The organism is Agrobacterium sp. A3-95 (genome assembly GCF_053521785.1).
The window spans coordinates 18,935-40,432 of the sequence record NZ_JBNWDR010000017.1 but is presented as its reverse complement, the minus strand read 5'-3'; the positions used below and the strand labels follow the sequence as shown (position 1 = coordinate 40,432).

The 21,498-nt window shown below is 57.4% G+C and carries 22 protein-coding genes and 1 pseudogene; 12 read left to right on the top strand and 11 right to left on the bottom strand.

Annotated features, from left to right (window positions below; all coding sequences use genetic code 11):
- The first annotated feature begins 102 nt into the window (after positions 1–102).
- A complete protein-coding gene (locus tag ACQZ5Y_RS27485) occupies positions 103–489 on the top strand; it encodes a hypothetical protein (RefSeq protein WP_174060285.1) in 387 nt (128 codons plus the stop codon).
- Between the two features lie 368 nt (positions 490–857).
- Here ACQZ5Y_RS27485 and darG read toward each other — a convergent pair whose 3' ends face one another.
- On the bottom strand, positions 858–1,931 hold the full coding sequence (darG, locus tag ACQZ5Y_RS27480) for a type II toxin-antitoxin system antitoxin DNA ADP-ribosyl glycohydrolase DarG (RefSeq protein ID WP_236763102.1): 1,074 nt from the start codon (positions 1,929–1,931) through the stop codon (positions 858–860).
- Entirely contained in the window at positions 1,928–2,506 is a 579-nt protein-coding gene (gene darT / locus ACQZ5Y_RS27475; protein WP_174060284.1) for a type II toxin-antitoxin system toxin DNA ADP-ribosyl transferase DarT, read from the bottom strand. Before darT ends, darG begins: the two co-directional genes overlap by 4 nt.
- 54 nt (positions 2,507–2,560) lie before the next feature.
- Here darT and ACQZ5Y_RS27470 point away from each other — a divergent pair.
- The 3 genes and pseudogenes from ACQZ5Y_RS27470 (at position 2,561) to ACQZ5Y_RS27460 (ending at position 5,966) form a co-directional block, all read left to right on the top strand.
- Positions 2,561–4,224 (top strand): annotated as a pseudogene (locus ACQZ5Y_RS27470) (Mu transposase C-terminal domain-containing protein).
- 6 nt (positions 4,225–4,230) lie between these two features.
- A complete protein-coding gene (locus ACQZ5Y_RS27465; RefSeq protein WP_174060283.1) occupies positions 4,231–5,109 on the top strand; it encodes a TniB family NTP-binding protein in 879 nt (292 codons plus the stop codon).
- A gap of 20 nt (positions 5,110–5,129) precedes the next feature.
- Positions 5,130–5,966, top strand: a complete 837-nt coding sequence (locus tag ACQZ5Y_RS27460) for a TniQ family protein (RefSeq protein WP_174060282.1) — start codon at positions 5,130–5,132, stop codon at positions 5,964–5,966.
- A 114-nt stretch (positions 5,967–6,080) separates the two neighbouring features.
- Here the strand turns inward: ACQZ5Y_RS27460 and ACQZ5Y_RS27455 are convergent, their stop codons facing one another.
- Both ACQZ5Y_RS27455 and ACQZ5Y_RS27450 read right to left on the bottom strand, forming a co-directional pair.
- Entirely contained in the window at positions 6,081–7,058 is a 978-nt protein-coding gene (locus ACQZ5Y_RS27455; RefSeq protein ID WP_236763100.1) for a malate dehydrogenase, read from the bottom strand.
- 24 nt (positions 7,059–7,082) lie between these two features.
- Positions 7,083–7,844 (bottom strand): substrate-binding domain-containing protein, encoded by a 762-nt coding sequence (locus ACQZ5Y_RS27450; RefSeq protein ID WP_174060281.1) that lies wholly within the window; start codon positions 7,842–7,844, stop codon positions 7,083–7,085.
- A gap of 126 nt (positions 7,845–7,970) precedes the next feature.
- Between ACQZ5Y_RS27450 and ACQZ5Y_RS27445 the strand changes: the two genes are divergently transcribed.
- The 5 genes from ACQZ5Y_RS27445 to ACQZ5Y_RS27425 all read left to right on the top strand — a co-directional run bounded on the left by ACQZ5Y_RS27445 (position 7,971) and on the right by ACQZ5Y_RS27425 (position 12,007).
- Positions 7,971–8,849, top strand: coding sequence for a LysR family transcriptional regulator (locus tag ACQZ5Y_RS27445; protein WP_174060280.1), 879 nt, complete (start codon positions 7,971–7,973; stop codon positions 8,847–8,849).
- A 196-nt stretch (positions 8,850–9,045) separates the two neighbouring features.
- Positions 9,046–9,453, top strand: coding sequence for a hypothetical protein (locus tag ACQZ5Y_RS27440; protein WP_174060279.1), 408 nt, complete (start codon positions 9,046–9,048; stop codon positions 9,451–9,453).
- Positions 9,454–9,496: 43 nt separating this feature from the next.
- A complete protein-coding gene (locus ACQZ5Y_RS27435) occupies positions 9,497–10,123 on the top strand; it encodes a uracil-DNA glycosylase (RefSeq protein ID WP_174060278.1) in 627 nt (208 codons plus the stop codon).
- A gap of 63 nt (positions 10,124–10,186) precedes the next feature.
- The gene (locus ACQZ5Y_RS27430; RefSeq protein WP_174060277.1) at positions 10,187–11,329 is read left to right on the top strand and encodes a TDT family transporter; all 1,143 of its coding nucleotides are present in this window, start codon (positions 10,187–10,189) and stop codon (positions 11,327–11,329) included.
- Positions 11,330–11,392: 63 nt separating this feature from the next.
- Positions 11,393–12,007: a DsbA family protein gene (locus ACQZ5Y_RS27425; RefSeq protein WP_174060276.1), complete on the top strand. Its 615-nt coding sequence runs from the start codon at positions 11,393–11,395 to the stop codon at positions 12,005–12,007.
- Between the two features lie 264 nt (positions 12,008–12,271).
- On the opposite strand, the gene ACQZ5Y_RS27420 is transcribed toward ACQZ5Y_RS27425, so the two are convergent.
- The 7 genes from ACQZ5Y_RS27420 to ACQZ5Y_RS27390 form a co-directional block, all read right to left on the bottom strand.
- Positions 12,272–13,348 carry a TDT family transporter gene (locus ACQZ5Y_RS27420; protein WP_236763098.1) on the bottom strand — a complete coding sequence of 359 codons (1,077 nt, stop codon included), beginning with the start codon at positions 13,346–13,348 and terminating at the stop codon, positions 12,272–12,274.
- 69 nt (positions 13,349–13,417) lie between these two features.
- Positions 13,418–13,564 (bottom strand): hypothetical protein, encoded by a 147-nt coding sequence (locus ACQZ5Y_RS27415; RefSeq protein WP_174060274.1) that lies wholly within the window; start codon positions 13,562–13,564, stop codon positions 13,418–13,420.
- Position 13,565: 1 nt separating this feature from the next.
- Positions 13,566–14,819 (bottom strand): cbb3-type cytochrome c oxidase subunit II, encoded by a 1,254-nt coding sequence (locus ACQZ5Y_RS27410; RefSeq protein WP_174060273.1) that lies wholly within the window; start codon positions 14,817–14,819, stop codon positions 13,566–13,568.
- A gap of 3 nt (positions 14,820–14,822) precedes the next feature.
- Positions 14,823–16,280 (bottom strand): cbb3-type cytochrome c oxidase subunit I, encoded by a 1,458-nt coding sequence (locus ACQZ5Y_RS27405; protein WP_174060272.1) that lies wholly within the window; start codon positions 16,278–16,280, stop codon positions 14,823–14,825.
- On the bottom strand, positions 16,277–16,801 hold the full coding sequence (locus ACQZ5Y_RS27400; protein ID WP_174060271.1) for a c-type cytochrome: 525 nt from the start codon (positions 16,799–16,801) through the stop codon (positions 16,277–16,279). The genes ACQZ5Y_RS27405 and ACQZ5Y_RS27400 overlap by 4 nt, the downstream gene beginning before the upstream one ends.
- Entirely contained in the window at positions 16,798–17,133 is a 336-nt protein-coding gene (locus ACQZ5Y_RS27395) for a hypothetical protein (RefSeq protein WP_174060270.1), read from the bottom strand. Before ACQZ5Y_RS27395 ends, ACQZ5Y_RS27400 begins: the two co-directional genes overlap by 4 nt.
- Positions 17,130–18,311, bottom strand: a complete 1,182-nt coding sequence (locus ACQZ5Y_RS27390) for a molybdopterin-dependent oxidoreductase (RefSeq protein WP_174060269.1) — start codon at positions 18,309–18,311, stop codon at positions 17,130–17,132. The genes ACQZ5Y_RS27395 and ACQZ5Y_RS27390 overlap by 4 nt, the downstream gene beginning before the upstream one ends.
- Positions 18,312–18,536: 225 nt before the next feature.
- Between ACQZ5Y_RS27390 and ACQZ5Y_RS27385 the strand changes: the two genes are divergently transcribed.
- The 3 genes from ACQZ5Y_RS27385 to ACQZ5Y_RS27375 all read left to right on the top strand — a co-directional run bounded on the left by ACQZ5Y_RS27385 (position 18,537) and on the right by ACQZ5Y_RS27375 (position 21,408).
- Positions 18,537–19,427 carry a LysR family transcriptional regulator gene (locus ACQZ5Y_RS27385; RefSeq protein WP_174060268.1) on the top strand — a complete coding sequence of 297 codons (891 nt, stop codon included), beginning with the start codon at positions 18,537–18,539 and terminating at the stop codon, positions 19,425–19,427.
- Between the two features lie 206 nt (positions 19,428–19,633).
- Positions 19,634–20,035, top strand: coding sequence for a DUF305 domain-containing protein (locus tag ACQZ5Y_RS27380; protein ID WP_174060267.1), 402 nt, complete (start codon positions 19,634–19,636; stop codon positions 20,033–20,035).
- Positions 20,032–21,408, top strand: a complete 1,377-nt coding sequence (locus tag ACQZ5Y_RS27375) for a YncE family protein (RefSeq protein ID WP_165137459.1) — start codon at positions 20,032–20,034, stop codon at positions 21,406–21,408. Before ACQZ5Y_RS27380 ends, ACQZ5Y_RS27375 begins: the two co-directional genes overlap by 4 nt.
- Positions 21,409–21,498: the final 90 nt, after the last annotated feature.

The window sequence follows — 21,498 nt, the reverse complement described above, 5'->3', positions numbered from 1 at the left end:
TCCATCAACAATCCCACGGGTTGGCGATACTGGCTCATCCATTTCGCCAATAACTATCGTGCCAGGCAGGAATCTAGCAACGTCCTACATCGCAACAGCACCATGCAGTCGCACTTCGGTAGTTCAGGCTTGAGGATGCTTTCGTACACGGCGCCCGATCCCTCAAGTGGACTTTATCTGTTTGAGGACGCCGATCGGGTTCGCGCGCGCGATCAGCCTAATGACGATATCCCGAGACTGGTCAACAAATACGGGGACGCAATTCTGGTCGGCGACTTTTACCGGGGCATCTACAATATGACGCCTGCCCATATGGACGATATCCACGCCAGCGTCATGATCAATCCCGACCTTGAGATCGTGACCGATGCGGGCGGTGCCCGACGAACTTCGAACACCATCGCCGCGACCGACGTTCTGCGCCTGAAGCCACAACGAAGATTCCTTCCGATGTTCCTGAATTCTCAGACCGATCTCAAAAAAAAATAGGCGAAGGGTAGTCCTTGCGTGACCACACAGATGGTTCACCCAGCAGAATGGGCAACGATACGAAGCTCGACCGATGCATCACACGCTCGCATCCTTCGTAGTCTTGGTCGTCAGACATCCTGAGAAGGCAGCTCCTCTCTAGCAGAATCCCGCTTACGCGACCAGCGCGCTAAAGCTGCCGTCCTAGCGATAGCGGAACGCTGTTCGGCCGTCAGGCTTTGGGCCCTTTTCTTCCCACCCTTAGATCCAAGGGCTTGAGCGGCAGCATCCTTACAGGTTCCTGGCTCTGGATGAATTGGATCCTGCGTGGGTTTGCCTGCAATTGTATTGCTACGGTTACCGTTCATCAGACTTTCTCCGCGACCGGTCTAAGCAACGAGCTCAGATTGTCTGAGGGTATCTAGTGCTATTTCGACGATACGATCTTCAAACAGCTGCAGCTTTCGATCCGCCGACTCTTTTCCTCCCGGCCAAGACCCGAGCTTCTCCCGGATCGAGGGAACCGTGGGGTCCGCGCCCATTTCGACAATCAGCCAATCGACAGTTGAAAGCAGTTCCATACTAAGGGGAGATTCGAAGCCATCGATAAGGGTCGAGGTTGCTTCGAGGGCTGGCAGATGGCCTCTGCCCTCGGTCTTCATGAAGAGCGCAACCATGTCGCGCTTCGACTCGTCAAATCGTATTGGCTCGAAAGGACCTGCATCGGCAAGACGCTTGTCGCAGTGAAGATAGCTGCCATCAAGCCCGTTCAACATATGCTTCAGCTTCTCTGAGTAAGGTCCAAACTTGTTGGCACTAAATTCGAACTCAAACTTCGGGAGCGATAGCTTTTGATTAAACCGCTCAAGGAAGTATCCGAGCTTCTGAACTTCAAGAAGTGAGCATTCGATACCCAGGATCGAGTAACGTCTTATCAATTCCGCTATCGAAGCTCGCGGAGGCGTAAGTTTCTCAACGCCAGTCCGCTTAGCCACATTCTGATACTTCTTCGTCGGCTCATAGATGACAACATGAACATTTTCGAGGTCGGTGAGTTTCTCGACCATCAGTTTTCTGACTTCCGCCCATTCCAGTCCGCCATTGCCAGCGCCGAGAGGTGGCAAGGCGATGGATCGAATGTGGTTGTGAAAGATCACGGATTTCAAGTCATCAAGGCCCCGCTCGACCCATTCCATTTTGGACGGGTAACGCCAATGAGCCTTAGTTGGAAAATTCACAATCCACTTCGGCCCCAGTAACGAGTCCCGACGGGTTACGAACATTCTTCCGACTTGCAGCTCTTTTGCGTGGCAGGCAGCTTCATACTTTTTGAAATTTTCTGGAAATGCTTCCTTGAACATGAGCGCGACACCCTTACCCATGACGCCAACGGTGTTGACCGTGTTCACAAGCGCCTCGGCGTCGGAATCCAGCAAATTTCCTTCGGTGAATTCAATCATCATAAGAACCAGCTTCTTTGAGCGACGATCTGAACGGCTACGCCGTGCGCACCAGCCAACTGCTGCACGTTATCGCGGGTTTCGGTGTCATAACAGGCAATCCCGATCAGGGCATCCACAGGAACGTGCCAATGCACAAGCGCCTCGGCCTGATACTTTTCGAACTTGTCCAGATCGTCACGCTTAAAGTCACGCGATTGAAGCACTGACCAGATGATCCTGTCCAAATCCGCCAGATCGTTAGAAAACTGAGCAGTCTTTAGGTAAGCATGGCGGTCACTGAACACGAAGAGCCTGTTCTGTTTCTGCAGCTTTGGCAACGACGAGACTAGGATCACGATATCTTTCAGTGGCTTTTGCGGCACACCATAGCCTGTCTTGATGTTATAGATCATAGGCGTATAGGGCGTGAAGTAAAATGGAACATAGTCACTTAGCGTTCCGCCTGGTGCGCATGTTACTAGGCGCTGTGTCCTCTTTTGGATGAGTTCTTGGTTGCCAATCTCTACATAGCTTGCTTGTGCTGCAGCACTTCTGCTGTGGCTTTTACTTTGAGGTTTCAAACTGGAAATCGTCATTAGGCTGTTAGAGTTAGGCGTTATTGGTAGGAACGATTATCGCTAACGATTTCGATGAGGCCAGATGTGCCAAATCCATTTCAATATTGCCGATCGACACCTGCCCGTGAATCTACTGAAGCCGATTGGGCGGCTGCGCGCAGGCTCGCGGACCAACTGGATCGCATCCTGGAAGGATACGGTTCGCGCAAATCGGCCATTGACCGCGCTGCTGCGGAATTGAGGCTGTCGTCCCGACAAATATACAATCTCTTGGCCCGATATCGAACCGACAGAACGGTGACCGCGCTCCTGCCGCGCACATCCGGCCCCCGGCGAAAGCGGATCTCGGCGGACGTCGAAGCTATCGTTGCGAGAACTTTGCAGGAGCAGTGGCTCACCCTCGAAGCGCCGCCATTGGCTCCGGTCGTCGCCGAAATCCGCGCGCGCTGCGAGGAGGCAGGCCTGTCCCAGCCATCGTATGTCACTGTCGCGCGCAGGATCCCTGAATTGTTTTCAGCCGAAACGATCGCGAGGAAGCGCTCGGCCAATCCGAAACATCTGTTGCGGCTGAAGCCACGGCCTGGATACATCCATGCAACAAACCCATTGGATGTCTGCCAGATCGACCACACGCCGACGGATGTAAATTTCGTCGAGGTCATCGATGGGGCTGGGGTTTTCGTTGGGCGGGCGTATCTGACACTGGTATCGGACGTTGCTACCCGTGCCATCCTGGGCTTTTGCCTATCGCTGGAAAAACCCTCGGTGCTGTCGGTCGCGCTTTGCCTTGCGCAGGCGATTTGCCCCAAGGATGGCTGGCTCGCATCGCGCGATATTCGCCATGACTGGCCAATGTATGGAAGGCCCCGGCTGCTGATGGCCGACTCGGCGATGGAGTTCAAGGGGCATGCTTTTCAGCGAGGCTGCGACGAATACGGGATCCGCATTCGATATCGGGATCGTGCTCGGGTTCACCACGGCGGCGTCGTGGAACGGCTTCTCGGAAAGCTGAACGGTGTGTTGGCAACATTACCGGGCACCACGAAACGTTCCGTGGCAGCTCGTGACGAATATCCTGCCGAACACCGTGCCCGCCTCTCATTTTCCGAATTGGAGCGGTGCGTGGTCCTGGCGATCCTGGATCATAATCGCCATCAAAATCCGAAAACGCTGAACATTCCCGCCAAGGAGTGGGAGCAGCGTGCGTCAGGCCACCCTCATATCATCGACGACCAGCACCATGTGCTGCTCTCCTTCTTGCCGGCCGGTCAAAGGCAATTGTCGCCTCAAGGGATCAGTCTGTTCGCGCTGCACTACTATTCGAGTTGGATTGGCAGGCTGGTGCCGGAACGAGATCGGCTCAGTAAGCTCGAAGTGCGATACGATCCCCGCGATATAAGCCAGATCTTTGTTCGCGACCCCGAAACACAAGTGTTTCGGGCAGTGGAGCGGCGAGATGGCGTGGTCGCCAGTATCACACTGTGGGAGCATCGGGCCGAAAGGGCACGAAGGCGCGATTTATGCGGCCGATCCAGCGTCGAGATCGTCTCGCTGCGCCGGGAAATGGCTACGATTGCCGACACCGCCGGGCTTTAAAGCGCCGGCTGCGCAATGCGGCGCGGGGCATTTATGCCGCGACCGCGGAAAAACGAATGGCTGAAACATCGGAATCGGTTCCGCCACAATCGATCCAGCAGGAGCGGCCAAAGGCCCGACTACAGGTCGAAGACTGGTAGTCGGCTATGGAAGATCACCTCTTCGAACATGTTCGCCCCTATCTCGACCGCACCATTGCGGAGCGGAACGCGTATATCCGAGCTCCGAGGTGGATCGGGCATCAAGCTGCGATCGAAAGCCATCAGCGGCTATCGGATTTGTTGTCACGCCCTCCTTCACTGCGCACGCAAGGGCTGATGATTGTCGGGCCTTACGCCAATGGCAAGACGATGATCGTCGAACGATTTGCCGTGGATTGCCTGAAGGCCTCCGCAGACCAGAAGGTCTGGATCGTCCAGACCCGGGGAGGTGCAGGACTTGGCCATTTTTACGCCAGCATTCTCCACGCGCTCAACGCGCCGGGCGGCGATATGTGGACTGTCGGACGCAAAGCAGAGCAGCTCGACCATCTCCTTGCGGCGCTCAGGCCAAAGGTCCTGATCTTTGACGAATTCCACAACGCGCTTAGGGGCCGGCCGCGTGACGTTGAAGCAGTCTTCGCATTTCTGCGTCGCATTGGTCGGCAATACGATATCTCGCCGGTTCTGGTCGGAGAGGTCACGGTTTACGACTACATATGTGCAACCAGCGAGATGGCGAGCCGATTCGAACTCTTTCCGATTCCGCGCTGGTCGTACGATGAGGCCTACCTGTCATTGTTGGACAGTCTCGAGGCCGCCTTGCCCCTCGCACGCAGCTCGGATCTGTCGGCGGAGCGAAAGGCCCGACACATTCTTGGTCTTTCCGAGGGGCTGATCGGAGAGATCGTCGCGATCCTGACCAAGGCCGCGATTGCAGCAATCCAGGAGGGAGACGAACGTATCACCAGATCCTCCATCGATAACCTGCGGTACATTCCGCTGTCCAAAAGACGGCATGGGCCCATTCGTGAGGCGCTTCTTTGAGCCTGCTTGGGCCGTCACTGATGGTGGTCATTCCGCAGGAGCGCTACCGGGGCGTTGTGTATGAACGGTGGCCGGTCAAAGTAGAACCACACGCCGACGAACTCCTGTCGAGCTGGTTACATCGGATCGCTTCTGCCAATGGCGTAGCACCGCGAGATTTTGCGCGCGTTCTTGGACTGCGCCACAGAATGTGGTCTGCCAGGTTCGATTTAAAACTTCAGGACGATGTCTTGGACCAGCTCTCGGAGGGATCTGGAATTCCGAGAGACCGATTGTCGTCAATGGCCTTGCAGCCATGTGATTACAGACACATGCCGCTACCACTGGTCATCAAAGCCCGACGTGCTGCTGCGACGTGGCTGCAATTCTGTCCTGCGTGCCTCGGTTCTGATCAGCCCCCATATTTTCGGAGACGATGGCGACATTCGACTAGAATCTCTTGCTTTATCCATGGGTGCGGATTACGCGACCGTTGCCCATCGTGCCACCGAGGGATTACCGCCTTCGCTCAGCCACGGCTTGTCGGCCAGCATGTCTGCACCTCTTGCGCTTATGACCTGCGGCGGGCATCCAAGGTGCCGGTGACAATTGAAGCGCAATATTTTGAACAGATACTCAATCGTTCTATCGGTACAGTGGCAAGTACCTTGGCGACGAACAATCCGACGAGATGGCCTTGGCGACAAGATTTGATCGCAGTTCTACCGACTATGTCGGTTTCCAGCCGGATACGCTTGTTCGAGCGCTTCATCCCCGACGACGCCTATCTGGATGAGGGCTTCGTCCTTCCCATTCGGCGGTCGAAGCGGATTTTGAAAGATAAAACTGAACCAGCCCGTCAAGCTGCAGCTCGCTGATCGTCGTGGCGGCATTCGCCTCTTCGGAGGCTGGCGCCTATTCTCACAAATTTTGAGGAGAACACGCGTGCAATCTCCGCACAGGTTCTGTGCCAGCCTCCCCGTCCCACCATATCAGGATAACCCATCGCGCTCGCCCACGAGCTCTTCTATCGTTTTCTCCAGCATACTCTTCTGAAACCCGTCCAGATCGAGACCTTCAACGACGCTATAATCACCGTCCTCGCACATCACAGGTACGCCACACACCAGACCCTCCGGTATGCCATACTGCCCCTGCGATATAACAGCCATCGATGTCCAGCGCCCATCCGTGCCATGCATCCAATCACGCATCTGATCGATCGCCGCATTTGCGGCGGATGCCGCGGACGACGCGCCGCGCGCCTCTATGATGGCGGTGCCACGCCTTGCGATCTCAGGGATCAGCACCTCCTTGTACCAATGGTCGTCGGCGATGGTCTCGGATAAGGGCCTGCCGGCAGCCGTTGCATAGGTCCAGTCGGCAAACATGGTCGGCGAGTGATTGCCCCACACAACGAGCTTGTCGATGTCGCCGACGCCACAGGCGGCCTTGCGCGCCAGTTGGGTCAACGCCCTGTTGTGATCAAGCCGGATCATCGAGCTGACCTGCCTTGGGTTAAAGTCCGGAGCATTGGCGATCAGGATGGAAGCGTTGGTGTTGGCAGGGTTGCCAACCACCAAAATTTTGGCCTGGCGTCCGGCGACTTCGTTGATCGCCCTGCCCTGCACCTTGAAGATCTCTGCATTCGCAGCAAGCAGGTCCCGCCGTTCCATACCCTTTGATCGCGGTCTGGAGCCGACGAGGAACGCCGCATCGACACCCTCGAACGCCTGGCGGGGATCATCCGTCATGACGATGTTGTGCAGCAGCGGAAACGCGCAGTCTTCCAGCTCCATGACGACGCCGCGAACGGCGTCCTGGGCTTGAGGCAGATCGAGAAGACGTAGCTCGATCGGCTGCGACTTGCCGTAGAGGTCGCCATTCGCCAGCCGAAACAGCAGGGAGTAGCAGATCTGGCCGGCAGCACCGGTCACGGCGATCTTTTTGGGAGTGGATTGCATTGCCATTATCTTTCCTGACGGGGGATAGGGTTATTTCGAAGGGGTCGTCCAGCCGGCCTTAGCAAAGATCGCCTTGGCCTCAGGGCCCTGAAGGAATTCCGAAAACGCCTTGGCGTCGGCATTCTTGCCACCGCGCTCGGTCAGCACGATCCCTGTATCGCGGTAGATGCGATAGTCCGGCTCGACCTCAACGACGTCGGCGAGCGTGGGGTTGGCGACCTGCCAGATATTCCAGATGATCCAGGCATCGAAGGATTTGTCCTCGGTCCAGGCCTTCTTGGCTTCGGCACTGTTGGCGGCAAACGTCTTGATGTTGGCGCGAAGAGCCTTCACCTTCTCGATGTCACCGGTCCGGCCGGCCATGTCTTCCCACAGGCCGTTCTGCCCGGCACCATTGACGACGAGCACCTTATGGCCAGACTTGAAGAGATCAGCGAGGCCGGTGATCTTGTCCGGGTTCCCCGGACGCACGAGGATCGCCGAGGGGCGCAGGTAGAGCGGCACGACATCGGCGTCCTTGATCTGGCCGTCCATCGCCTTCACGAAATCCGACATCATCGTCTCTGAGCCGCTGAAGATCAGGTCGGCATTGTCTTTAGCCTTGCCGATCCATTGCGGCGTTGGGCCGGCGGTAACGATCACCGTGTTGCCTGAGCTTTTCTCGAAGGCGGCTGCCGCCTCCTTTATGGCAGGGAGTGGTCCACCGGGACCATAGACGTGGATATCGGCGGCAAGCGTTGGTGCTGTCGTGGCGACGAGCATCGCCGCGCCGATGATGATGGATTTCAGCATGATGTTTCATCCGTGTCTGGTTGGAAGGAAACTAGCGCCATCCTGCATCAGTTCCATCGCATAATTTCGCTCTAAACATTCGACAAAATCGATTATAGCTGAACCCAGATCCATTGTGAGTTTGCCATGACCCTCGACCAGTTGCGCATCTTCGCCGAAGTTGCACGCCACCAACATATCACCAAAGCCGCCAAGGCGATGAATATGACGCAGTCTGCCGTCAGCGCTGCGGTCAATGCATTAGAACAGCGTCATGGAATAACCCTGTTCGATCGGGTTGGCCGATCGATCGTCCTCAACCAAACCGGAACAATCTTTCTCGAACATGCACTCCAAGTCTTGGCTGAAGCGAAAGCGGCCGAGTCTGCGCTCAGCGACCTTGCGGGCCTTTTGCGCGGAGAATTGTCGGTCATGGCCAGCCAGACCGTTGGCGCCTATTGGTTGCCGTCCAGGCTGGCGAAGTTCCACTCACGTTATCCCGGTCTTGGACTCGATATCAGCATCGGCAATACCGAGGCGGTAGCCGATGCTGTCGAGGCCGGTCGGGTCGAGCTCGGCGTTGTAGAGGGCGTGGTCGACCGCCCTACATTATCGTCACGCATGATTGCCACGGACGAGATGATTGTCGTCGTTTCGCCAACCCACCCGTGGGCCAAAGGCAAAAAGGTCGGCAAGGCGGATTTTGCAGATTCGACATGGGTGCTGCGCGAACCCGGGTCGGGCACGCGTCTCGCCTTCGAGGCAATGATTGCCGAGGAAAAGCTGAAGCTGCAGGCTTTAGAGGTTGCGATCGTGCTGCCTGGCAACGAAGCCGTGCTCGGCGCAGTCGAGGCGGGCATGGGCGCGACGCTCACGTCGCGAAGTGCTGCCCAGACTGAGCTCACCAGTGGCCTGCTGGTCGAGGCGAACTATTCACCTCTGCCACGCCCGTTCTTTCTTCTGCGCCACAAGGAGCGCTATCGGAGCAAGGCGGCCGCTGCGTTCGAAGCGCAACTGGCCATTTGAGTTCGGTTCTCGCTGTAGTTTCAGCAATAGTCTCAAGAGCGTGGGTTTGGCGCGGGCGGAAAGCATCGTTAGCGACTGCCTTCGCCGCGCGAGACCAATCGAGAATATCGAACTTTCAGATCGCAATTATGCGTTGGAAATGATCAATAGTAGGATGCATGCTCTTGGGGTCACCTGCACAGTAAAGGAGGCAGATATGCCAAGTGCAATCAAGACCCCACAAAATCAGGTTCATCCACTTCGCCGCAATATCCGAACCACGACCTCCATCCACCCCGGCGCGGTAGCCATACCGCTCGCCTCGGCAACCTGGCTTATTGCAGTGGCCTGGATTGCGTTCGGACATGGAGACGCCATCCTGTCACTCATCATGGTTACGTTGATCTGTGCGGTATTTTTCGGCCTGCTCGTCGTCGGCGGAGCCTATGCACATCAGGCAGACGAGCCTGCACAACCACGCAGCTTTTCCGAATTTCTCGAAGGCGATGTCGATATTGCGACAGGTCGCATCTCCGGTCGTGAGGCATTGCTGCAAATTGCATCACTGCCCATAGCGCTTGCCATTGGTGGGACGATAATTGCCATCATTGCGGTGAGTGTTTAATGGCAGGATTGCCAAAATCCAAATGCGGCGCCACGATAAATCGATGACATACCGTGGCGCGAAAACCCTTTGGCACGCAGAGCGCCAGAACGAGCGATTGGCCGCTCTCGATAGCCAGAAGATGCGACCCCTGAATGCCTACCGCAAGCGTCTTCAAGAGGCTTCTGGCAGCCGCATCCCCAACTTCGACCCTTTCGACGGCGGGGTCAGCGCGCGACTGCTGATTCTTTTGGAGACACCCGGTCCCAGCGCGGTCGATATCGACCGGCGCTTCGTCTCGATCGACAACCCGACCGGCACAGCGAAAAATCTGCGTAGCGCTCTGGCTGCAGCCTCCGTACCGCGGAAGGATATTATCCTCTGGAATACGATTCCCTGGGTGCGTGCCAGCCAAAGGTCAATCACGGTCAGCCAGCGGCGCGCCGGGATAGAGCAGATCATCGATCTTCTGTCGATCCTTCCCAACTTGAAAGCAGCAATCCTTGCCGGATCGGTGGCGAGTGCCGCCGGGCGAGCTTTGGAGGATGCTGGAGTGAAGGTTATCCTCGCTCCTCACCCAAGTCCGACGCTCATCAATACCTCGTCAACGCTGCGCGACCGCCTGCACGCGGCTTTCGAAGCCGCCGCCAAAACGCTTGATCAATCGAAAATGCCGAATGATCTATTCTGAACTATGCGTTGGAACTGATTGACGGCGTCGCGTATTTTCTTTTCAACGATCAGGAGAAACGCCATGCAACAAGTTGTTGCCTTCAAGAAGGCCATCAAACCAATTCCGGATGTTGCCATACAAGGCCATATCATACGGAATTTTACTCCGAACTGGTTCGCCACCACGATGGGCACCGGCATCCTTTCGGTCGCCCTCGCACAGTTTCCTGGGCATCCGTGGCTTTTCGCGATCGGTCAGGCGCTTTGGCTATTCAATATCTTGCTGTTTGCCACCTGCACAACGCTCTACGCTGCAAGGTGGACGCTCTATTTCCATGAGGCAAGCCGCGTCTTCTCGCATTCGGTCGTATCGATGTTCTTCGGCTGCATCCCTATGGGCCTCGCCACGATCATCAATGGCTTTCTGATCTACGGCATTCCGCATATCGGCGACACGGCGGTAGCTATCGCAACGATGCTGTGGTGGATTGACGTCTCAATGTCGCTTGCCTGCGGCCTCGCCATCCCGTTCATGATGTTCACCCGCCAGTCGCATTCGATCGACCAGATGACCGCAGTCTGGCTGCTGCCGATCGTGGCCAGCGAGGTGGCGGCCGTCAGCGGTGGTCTGCTTCTGCCCCATATCGCCGATGCCCAGACACAGTTGACGGTGCTGATGACCAGCCTGGTTCTGTGGGCCTGTTCGGTGCCGCTGGCCATGAGCGTCTTGGTCATCCTGTTCCTGCGCATGGCCGTCCACAAGCTTCCTCATGTCAACATGGCCGCCTCGAGCTGGCTGGCGCTCGGCCCTATCGGAACGGGAGCCCTCGGCCTTCTCGTGATGAGCCAGACTGGACCGGCTGTCCTGTCGGCGAACGGGTTGGCAAGCGTTGCTCCGGCCTTCGGCGGTGCCAGTTGCCTCGGCGCGATCCTTCTGTGGGGATATGGCATCTGGTGGCTGGCCACTGCGGTTCTGATCACCCTACGCTATCTTCGCGAGGGCCTGCCCTTCAACATCGGCTGGTGGGGCTACACCTTCCCGCTTGGCGTGTTTGCAGTCGCCACGCTTCGTCTCTCGACAATGGTGCCAATGTCGGCCATAGCGGTCTTCGGCGCGGTCCTTGTCACGACCCTTGCCTGCATGTGGTTGCTGGTCGCAGCCAAGACGATCAAAGGGACCCTCGACCGCTCGCTCTTCGTCTCGCCTTGCCTCAAGGCGGACTGAATATCACAGCACTCTGGTATTTGCCCAAGCCGGAGCGTTTCCACAAACCCAACAGGAGAAGACATGACGTTTCGTATGATGGCCGCGGTCGTCGGCGGCATTGCGCTGGGATGTGTAACAACGGCCAACGCCGAACCTGTGCAAGGCTTGATGAACCCGGCTGTGTTCCAGGACATTTTCGTTGGAGAGAAGACCGCTCCTGTCACATTGGTTGTCTACTCATCCCCCACTTGTGGCCACTGCATCGACTTCCATGACAAAGACCTGCCAAAGCTACAGAATATGTATGTCACGCCAAGAAAGCTGAAGATCGCCTACCGGCCCTTCGTGCGAAACTCGGTGGATGCCGTCATCTTCATGCTGGCGAACGCGCGGGGACAGGACAAATTCGATGAGACCGTATCGACCTTCATGTCGAAGTTCGATGAGATCGCTTCGGCGTCCAATGCCGAGGATGCACTGCGCGAGATCGCCGCTAGCATGGGCATCGACCGTGCCGCTTTCGACCGCGCTCTTGCCGATCAGGCCTATCTGAATAAGCTCAATGCCGCGACGACGGAGGCTAATCAGAAATTTGGTGTTGCCGGCACACCGTCGTTCTTCGTCAATGGCGAGCGAATTGAGGTAAAGAGGAGTTTTGATGAGGTCGCCGACGCTGTGCGGCAACAAATTCGATAGCCGAGACAAAGTCGTCGCGTGTTAGCCGGGCAAAAACGACCCGAAAAGGCATTTCAGGGCGGCCCGTGTCATCGGGAACCACACGATGTCTGATGCAGGACGTCGACTGCCTGGCTGACCCATGCCTTGAAAGGCGTTGCCCGCATGATCGGGATCGCCACTCTTTCAGCCAGGACGGTCAAACTGTGTAAAGTTCAGGCGGGAGAACGTTTTGCGGAAGTCTCTCCCAGTGCCGAGTTCAACATTCTGCATGAATATTGGGTTTCAATTGTTGCTGAGACACGGAGCGACGAACAGAGTGCCAGAATAGGCGCCCTTTACCGTACGCCAGAAAATATAGCTCCAAGCCACGGTGAGCAATGCGACGAGGACGACGGCCACCCACCAGAACTCCTGTCGTCCAGTGACCTCGCCCAATCTCAAGGTCGCGATCGAGAACACGCCCAACGGGAACACGTATCCCCACCAACCGAGATTGAACGGTAGGCCTCGCTTGAAATACTTGATCGTCGAAAGGACTGAGATCCCGATCCACCAGACGCCTACGCCCCACAATACCAGGCCACCAACCATGCCCAAACTATGCAGGGATGCCGCATGCAGCGCCATAGAGGGGATCTTGAGAACGACAGTGCCGAGCGCCAGTACACCCAGAGCGCCCGTGCCGATTGGACCCAGCGTCAGGAACATCGACGGCGCCATGGTCGTGGGCGGTAGCTTGTGGAGTGATAGCCGCAGGACAAGAATGGCCATTATGCAAAATGCCATGGGCACGGAGAAGCCCCACAGAATATAGCTGACCAGGACGATCATTTGCGCGCCCGGTTCCAAGGACAAGTGATCGGCCAAAACCGCCCCTGAGGATGCTGCGACCTCGCCTGCTACGATCGGAAGCAGCCAGATCGCCGTCATTCCTTCGGTCGAGTGCTGCTGTCGTGTGAACATCAGAAATGGAACGGCGATCCCACATGCTATCGCAATGATGACATCCACGATCCAGAGCCAAACAGCTATATCGATTGCTTGAGTGCCCACCGCGGGCGTGGCAAAGATAACCAGCCCGTTGATCACGGTTGCGAGCGCCATGGGAATGCACCCGAAATACATCGATACGACAGAATGATCGAGGATCCGTTTGGCCTCCTGGAAAAACAGGATCCAGCGCGCGGCGTAGATGACAAGCATGAGAATGAAGATCACGGCGTTCAGCAGCCAGAGCCCGAATGCAACGCTATGAAGCGCAGGCACTGTCGAAACAAACTCGTTCAGGGCGAGAGCCACAATTCCGGTCCCCATGACGGCCGCAAACCAGTTTGGAGTGAACTGCCGTATAAGCTCCATCGGTCGCCGAAGATCCTTCAACGGCGCAACGCCAGACCAAAGGTCCTCCGCTGATGACATGTTGCCCACTTATCGCGGCCTGTCGAAGCGCTTCTCCTGTGTGAGGATCTGATATTTTGGAGCTTCGACCCAGCGTCTGAACGCCGGGTTTCGCAACCAGACTACAGAAAGCGCGAGGACAATCCCGGTCGATGCGATGACGATGCCGGCAAACATTTCATTCTCCTTGTAGTGGTGTGGCTGAAAGCGATCGCAGGTAGGCGACGACAGCGCGCCGATCCGCGTCATCGAGCTTGGTCTTCCAGCTGGGCATGGATGTTCCGGGTATCCCGTCCGTAATGGCGCTCAAAGCGTGGGCCTCGGTCGGGCGCTCGATATGGAAGTTGGTAGGGCGAGGTTGGAGCGCCGTTGCAGCAGGTCCATCGCCTCCCCCTTGTGGTCCGTGGCAGGTCGTACAATTGGCGGCGAATATCTGGCTGCCTCTGGTGACGAGCCGCGCATCCACATTGCCGTCAGTTGCACGGTCCTGATTGAGTGATACGACAAAAGACGTCAAGGCCTGCAAGTCGCGCTGCGGAAGGTCACGCCAGGCTGGCATCGCCGTCCCGGCGACGCCGTTCCACAGAGCGGAAGCCACCCGCTGCGGGGCGTAGTGATTTGCGGTCAGGTTGGCAGGCCTGGGCAGCAAGCTTGCTGCCGCAGACGATTGACCATCACCCATTGCTCCGTGACAACTGGCGCAATTGCTCGCAAACAGTTCCTTGCCCCGTGACAGATTAAAACTGCTGCCGGTTGTAACCACCGGCGCGACGGGGTTTGCCGGATCGGCCGCGACCGCGTTGGCGATCGCCGCGGGCACGAGATCCTTGCCGTGCAATCCGGCCATGGCTGGATCGTCCATGGACGGTGGCGCTACTGCATAACCTGAATCGATGCGTGGCCGGCCCAGGACCTGAAGATAGGCGAGAAGATCGGTTGCATCCTGACTGGGCACTGAAGCCTTGCCGTCGAATAGCCATGGATAGCCGGGCATTACCGAGTCAGCAACCGTCAGTCGTGGGTTGTAAAGATGGGTCAATTGCCAATCATCGGATCTCACCGTCGCCTCGCGCGCGAGGTCGGGACCGATCCGGCGCGTGCCCCAGAGCTGCGGCGCGTCGTACTTCGTCTCCCAGGCCTCGGTCGGCGCTCCGAAGCGCGCCACGTCCTCGGGGGTAAAACGCACCTGCTGTGTATGACAGTAGGCACAGCCCTCTCGAGCATAAATCTGCCGGCCCCGCTCCTGTTCGGGTGTATAGGCCGCCATGTTGACCGGTGCCTGTTCCTTCACCAGAGACGCGAGCTGGCGCCCCGGCAAAATGCCCAGGACAACAAAGGAAAGTGCGAAGAACCCGAAACCGGCAAGAAACGCGATCCACATCGCATAGGAGAACCAGCGGGATTTAGGTTCGTTGTCGTGATGAACTGTCATGGCTTACTCCGCCGGAACTGGAACGGAACCGCGCGACGGGTCACGTGCAATGGGAGATATATGGCCAGCCGCGATTGAGCGCGGTCCGGTCGATATGGCGACCAGAAGAGCGATGAAGCCGGCAAGGAGCGGGACCGCGGAGAGCGTACGAACGATCCAGTATCCTGAGGACGCACGAACAGATTCGATCCATGGCGCCGACGTGCCCCAAAGTTCGCCCTGCACCAGCCCTGCGGCAGTCAGGTCAACCACCATCAGCAGAAGTCCTGTCAGCAGCAGCCAGTAGGCGGCGGTGACAGCTGCCGGGTTATAGCGGGTGGCCGGCAACGAGCGCCAGATATGCATGAGACCGCCTGCCGCCGTGAAGGTTGCAAAGCCCAGCATCGCGAGATGCGAATGGCCGATGACCCAGTCGCTGAAATGGGTAAGCCGATTGACGGGCATCGAGGCCTGGAGCGAACCCTGCAGGCTGACGATGAGATAAAACACCGTGCCGGTGAAGACGAACCTGAGGGGTAGATCTCCACCAACCTTTCCGCCCTGCCCGCGAAGCGACATCAACTGGTTGAAGACGACAAGAATGACATCCATGCCGAGATAGGCTGAGGCGACAATGGCGGCTTTTTGCGCATCCATAGGCAGCGAGGAGTAGACGTAGTGATGTGTGCCATTGAGGGGATAGACGAAGAACAGCAGCCAGAAGCCAACCATTGAAAGGAAATGGCTATAGATCGGCCGACCTGTGACGGCCGGAATGACGTAATAGGCGATCGCAACGGCGAAGGGTGTGATGTAGAGACCAACGGCGTCGTGAATCCAAAGGCCACTGAAGGCTGCGCCCTCGGCTCCGGGTAAAAACTCAGGAACGAGGTTTCCGACAGGATAGGCAAACAGCGTAAAAACGGCGCCACCAATGATATACCAGCCCGACACGTATAGACCGCCCGGCACGCGCGAGCGAACGATCGGCACCACGAATTGCAAAACGATCAGTAAAAGCCCGACGGTGGCGAAGACGTCGACCGAGATCGGAAACTCGGCCCACTCCAGCGGCTGGGATGCGAAAAGCCAATGGGACGGAGCCGCCAGGACCAGCGCCCAGCCCGGCAGCAGAACGACAAAATTCCAAACCAGGAAAAGCACCCATCCAAGGCCTCGGCTCAGAACCGGACGATCGCATAGGCGGGGAACCGCGTGATACAGGAAAGCCAGAAACGCATTGCCCAGCCAACCGAACAGGATGCCCTGCGTGTGATCGTAGCGTAGACGCCCCCAGGTCAACCAGGGCGTTGAGCCCAGGAACTCGGGATAGGTGAACTTGATCGCAACGAGCGTCCCGAAGATCGCCGATATAAATAGTGTGATCAGCGCAGCAAAGCCGTGCCACTTGATGAGGTCGTAGTCGACGCGGGGCAGTTCGTCATCATTTGGCGATACCGCTTGATGGCCGGTTGGCGTCATTTGCTGGCTCCAGAAGGCTTTTTGCTCAAGATGAATGCGGCAAGGTTCTGCTTGTCCTCGAGCGACAAGGATTGCGCCGGCCCTTGCGGATAGCCTGGCCATCCGGGGGCTGGATGCGTGACAGCCGAGACGAGTTGCGGAAGGCAGGTCTCCTGAGGCTTTCCATCACTGTAGCGTGCGGCAATTTCCCGCCAGGATGGCCCAATCAGACGACCGGTTAGAGCATGACATCCTGAACATTGTTGTGTTGCCAGGGATGCCCCACGGTCGGGGTCGCCTGTTATGCCCGTTGATGCGCCCTTATCGATCGCGGCAGGGCTCGCCGGCTGGAAGATGCCTGCGATCGATGAAACGGCAGGCTGCTTCACGATGAAATAGGCCGCGACACTTCCCAAAATCAACACTGCGACGGCCATCGCAACCGCCGGAGGCCGAACACCCGAGTCGTGCCGCGCGCCTCCTTGCGCCATCGCATCGGTCTGGTTGAGGTCATCCGTGCCCTTATCCTCGTCGATGCTCATGGTTCACCTGTCTCCCGACCGTTGAAATGGACCAGGTAGTCGGTGATGGCTTTCACATCGCCCTGCGCGATCGGCGCGCCGTAGACCTTGATCATCTTGTTGACCTCGGCTTCCCATGTCTTGCGCGGAAACTGCGGCTGATTGGTCACATAGCGTGGCGAATGACAGGTCAGACAGTTGCTCACGAACGCCTCCTTTCCGGGACCGGGAGGCAGGTAGGGAGGCTGAGTGACCAGGACGATGGATTTCTGCTGGCCGTCCTCTGCCAAGGCGGCTGGCGATAAGATCATCACAAAGGACAGGATCGAAAAGCCAAGGCGAAGGGCAATCATACGACCATCCCCCTGGTTTCCTCGATCACACGGCGCGCGTAGCCGCCGTGGTTCCATTGTTCCTGTAACTGCTGTTCACCGGCCGTATTGGTCGCCTTGACCTTAAGACTGAAGGGCCCACGCGCCGAAGGCGTCCAATCCAGTCTCCAGCGCCGCCATGAGAAATTCCCAAGCGAAGGATCGAGCTTAGCCGCCAGCCATGAAGCGCCGCCGTCGACCGACACATCGACGCCGGTGATGCCGTAACCGCTGTCCATGGCGAGGCCCTCGAGCTGATAGGGCTGGCCGGCCGTCAGAACCTCATCTGGCTCCGGGCGCACAAAAATGGAATGGATGCTGAACCGGTTGATCGGCACGGTGTCCTTGGCGAGATCCTTTTCGCTTTCGACAGCGGTCGGATTGTTGGGCACCCGGTAAGCCGTATCCATCCAGATGTTGTGAAGCGGGCTCGAAAGAGCCTCGATGTGATCGAGCGACTTGATCCAGTAGGTCGCATACCATCCCGGCACAACAAGCCGGCAGGGAAACCCGTTGAGAAGTGGCAAAGGCTCGCCGTTCATCAGGTAGGCAACCATGACATTGCCGTCGAGCGCATGATCGACTTCGATCGACTTTCGCATATCGGGAAGGGTTGGCATTGGCGACTTGTCGAGACCGGACAAACCGATGCCCGCCGCTCCGGAATTCAGGCCGGCACGATCCAGGATGTCTTTCAGCCTTACCCCCGTCCAGCGCGCGTTACCCATCGCTCCGTGTTTCCACTGACTGCCGGCGACACGCGGTTCGAAAAAGCTTCGCGAGTTGCCGGAACACTGGTTGAGGGCGACCAGCTCCACAGCCTCGAAGTCGTTCTTCAAGTTGTCGATCGAAAGCGACAAGGGTGTCGAGACGGCGCCATCGACGCGCAGGCGAAAAGACCCGAGATCGACGCGGGTCGGCACCCCAGCCAGGTGCCAGCGCACGAAATAGGCTTCGTTCGGCGTCAGATCCTGGCGGAAATAGTGAAGCGGCGTTTCGAGCTGCGGCGGCCGATCTGTCAGAAGGATCAGATCAGCCTTTTCGGGAAAGCGCGAGCGCATTCGCGTGTCAGCCGCAAGCGGCACACGTGGAAGAATCGAGGATATCGCGGCGGTCGCTCCCCATTTGAGAAGCCCGCGTCTGTCGACAGGTATTTTCATGAACGGCTCCGTGACTGCCCACAGGCTACGTTCGGGCGCAATCACCGTCCAACACAATTCAGCGATGTATATGCGTGACTTGATCGACTGGGTCGCTGATCACGCCAGAAGGCCGCGTCGCGCCAAATCAATCGAAAACATCGAATGGAAATAGAGATACTATTCGTTGGATGAGATTTATACCTCCCGGTAAAATGCTCTCAGATGTTATGGGAGGGTCTAGCAATGACGCTTGATCAGTTGCGAATTTTTATCGCGGTTGCCGAACTAGAGCACGTCACACGAGCCGCCGAGCAGCTTCACATGACCCAGTCGGCCACGAGCGCCGCGGTCGGTGCCCTGGAAAAGCGATATGGCGTCCAGCTTTTCGACCGCCTCAAGCGACGCATCACACTGACGAGCGCCGGCAAGATTTTCCTGCGGGAAGCTAAAAGCGTAACGGCGCGCGCAAAGGTGGCTGAAAGCGTTCTGAACGAGCTGGCTGGCGGCAATCCGACAGTTCGGATCGCCGCCGCCCCACGGATCGGCAATTACTGGCTTACGACAGAAATCTGTCGCTTCAAGGAAAGCCACCCGAACATCGAAATCGAGCTAATCCTGAAGAACGACGCGGACATCGTCCGCTGCATCAACGAAGGCCTGATCGATATTGGAATTACCGAGCACAAACCAGAATGCCCTGAGCTCATAGTCGAGTTTGCTCACACGGAGGAATTCGTTCTCGTGTCGTCCTGTGAATATCACAAACTCAATGCCCGCAGGCCCACCAACCCGGTCTGGCTGGTGCGGGAGGTTGGCTCCGAATCACGCCGCTTGTTCGAAGCCGCGCTCGACGGAACGGGACATCCCCTTGGCACGATCATAACACTTCCATCCGACGAGTCTCTCAAGTCGGCAATTGCGTGTGACATGGGCATCGGGATGATTCCACGCTCCTTGATTGCCTCCGATCTGAGCGTCGGCCGGATGGTGCAATGGCCGGACAGCCCTGTACCAACGCAGACCAACTATCTGGTCTGGAGTGCTCGTAGACAGCACAAATCGATAGCCGCACTTTGCGCATCTATCAGCTCTTCTTATCCACAGCTCTCGCCGGATTACGGCAAGGTTTCATAGGGGACTTGGCTGAATCTGACTCACACCCATCGAACCAGTCCAAGCTGCCGCGCAGGGTGCCTAACTGGAATGTCAAATTGCCGGCAAACCAGTCGAGGAGCGGGATCTCCCCCGGCTCACGCCGACGTGAGAACAAATACGGATGAGCAATGGAATAAACGGCGACCCACAGCGTTCTTATCCACTCCAGCCAAAAGGATTTTGCCATGCGTGTCTACAGTTTCATACTTGTTGCCAGTTTCGTCTTTGTGGGAAGTGCATCTGCTGAGCAGTCCCACGACCACCATCCGGCGATGAGCATGGAAGATAGCGGCACTTCCACTGCGTTCTCCAAAAGCATGAAGGTCGCCATGGACAAAATGCATGCCGGCATGATGGCGGTACCCGAAACAGGCAATCCAGACCACGATTTTCTGGCGCAGATGATCCCACATCACCAGGGCGCCATCGACATGGCCAAGGCTGTGTTGCTCACCACCAAAGATTCGCAGATCCGAAACCTCGCCCAGTCGATCATCACAGAGCAGGCTTACGAAATTCAGTTGATGAATTCGATGCTCACACAACAGCGCGGCTCCGTCGCCGCCAACCCGGAGACTTCGAAATGAAACGTTCCGCAGCCCTGCTGATCGCCCTGATGGCGAGCACCCCAGCCTTTGCTCTGCCCGAATCCAAGGACCGGGTCTATGCTGCTGACCAGAACAGCAACACCGTATCTGTCATCGATCCATCGACCAACACGCTTCTCGGCCTGATCAAGCTCGGCGACCCACGCCCGAATGTCTTGAGCCCGCTCTACAAGGGTGAGGTCAACGTCCACGGCCTTGGCTTCTCGCCGGATCACCGCACTATCGTCGCCGTCTCGACCGTGACCAATTCCGTGACCTTCATCGATACCGAGACAAACAAGATCAAAGGCGTCGCCTATATCGGCCGCAACCCGCACGAGGCCTTCTTCACGCCGGATGGCAAACACGTCTGGGCAACAGTGCGGGGCGAGGATTACCTTTCGGTCATCGATGCGAAGACATTCAAGGAGACCGATCGCATCAAGACCGAAAGCGGTCCCGGCATGACGATCTTTACGCCAGACGGCAAGCGCGCCTTTGTGGCCAACAGCTTCAATCCGGTCGTTCAGGTGTTCGATGTAGCGTCGAAAAAGCTGCTTGCATCCATTCCGGTGGTCTCGCCATTCTCGCCTTTCATTCAGGTGACGCCAGATGGAAAGGAAGCTTGGCTAACCCACAAGGATGTCGGCAAGGTGACGCGGATTGATACCAAGACATTGAAAGTCAAGGGCGTGATCGATAGTGGTCCGATCACCAACCATCTGGCGTTCGCCAAAACATCCACCGGAACATTGGCTTATGTGACCATCGGCGGCGAGAACGTCGTAAAAGTCTACACGCTAGACGACGAGGCCAAGCTGATAGCCACCATTCCCGTCGGCGCCCTGCCGCACGGTGTCTGGGGTTCTGGCGACGGCAGCCGCGTCTTTGTTGGCCTTGAAAACGGCGACGCGGTGGACGTGATCGACACGCAGAAGAATGAGAAGATCGCCCATATCCCCTCAGGCCAGGCCCCACAAGCGCTGATCTACGTTCCGGATGCGGTCCCGACAGGCGATGGCCGCCAAAACCTTGAACCACGCAAGGACATGCCGGAGAACATCACACTTATGCTGAAGCCTGCCGCAGATGCGCAAGGCGGCGGCATGGTCGTCTCGCGCAATCTTGGCCTGATCGATATCGTAGATCTCAGCGTATCGAAATTGAAGCCGGACACGGCTTATGCGCTGTTGTTCGAAGGTCAGCCGGAACCGATCGTGGCGTTCAAGACGGATGCCAAAGGTGCCGCGATGGCATCGGCCACCAGTCCGACCCGCTCCATCGTTAAACCGGGCGAAGCCTCCAAGACACCTAAGGTTATCCTCGTTGAGGGAACAGAACCGTCAGCAACTACGGTCTTGCAGAGCAACTAACAGTTTGGCTGCCTGTTAAAGGCAACCCCGAAACAAGTTGACTGCGGCGTTCGTACAATGCCGCAGTCATTTTTGACATTGAGATTGACC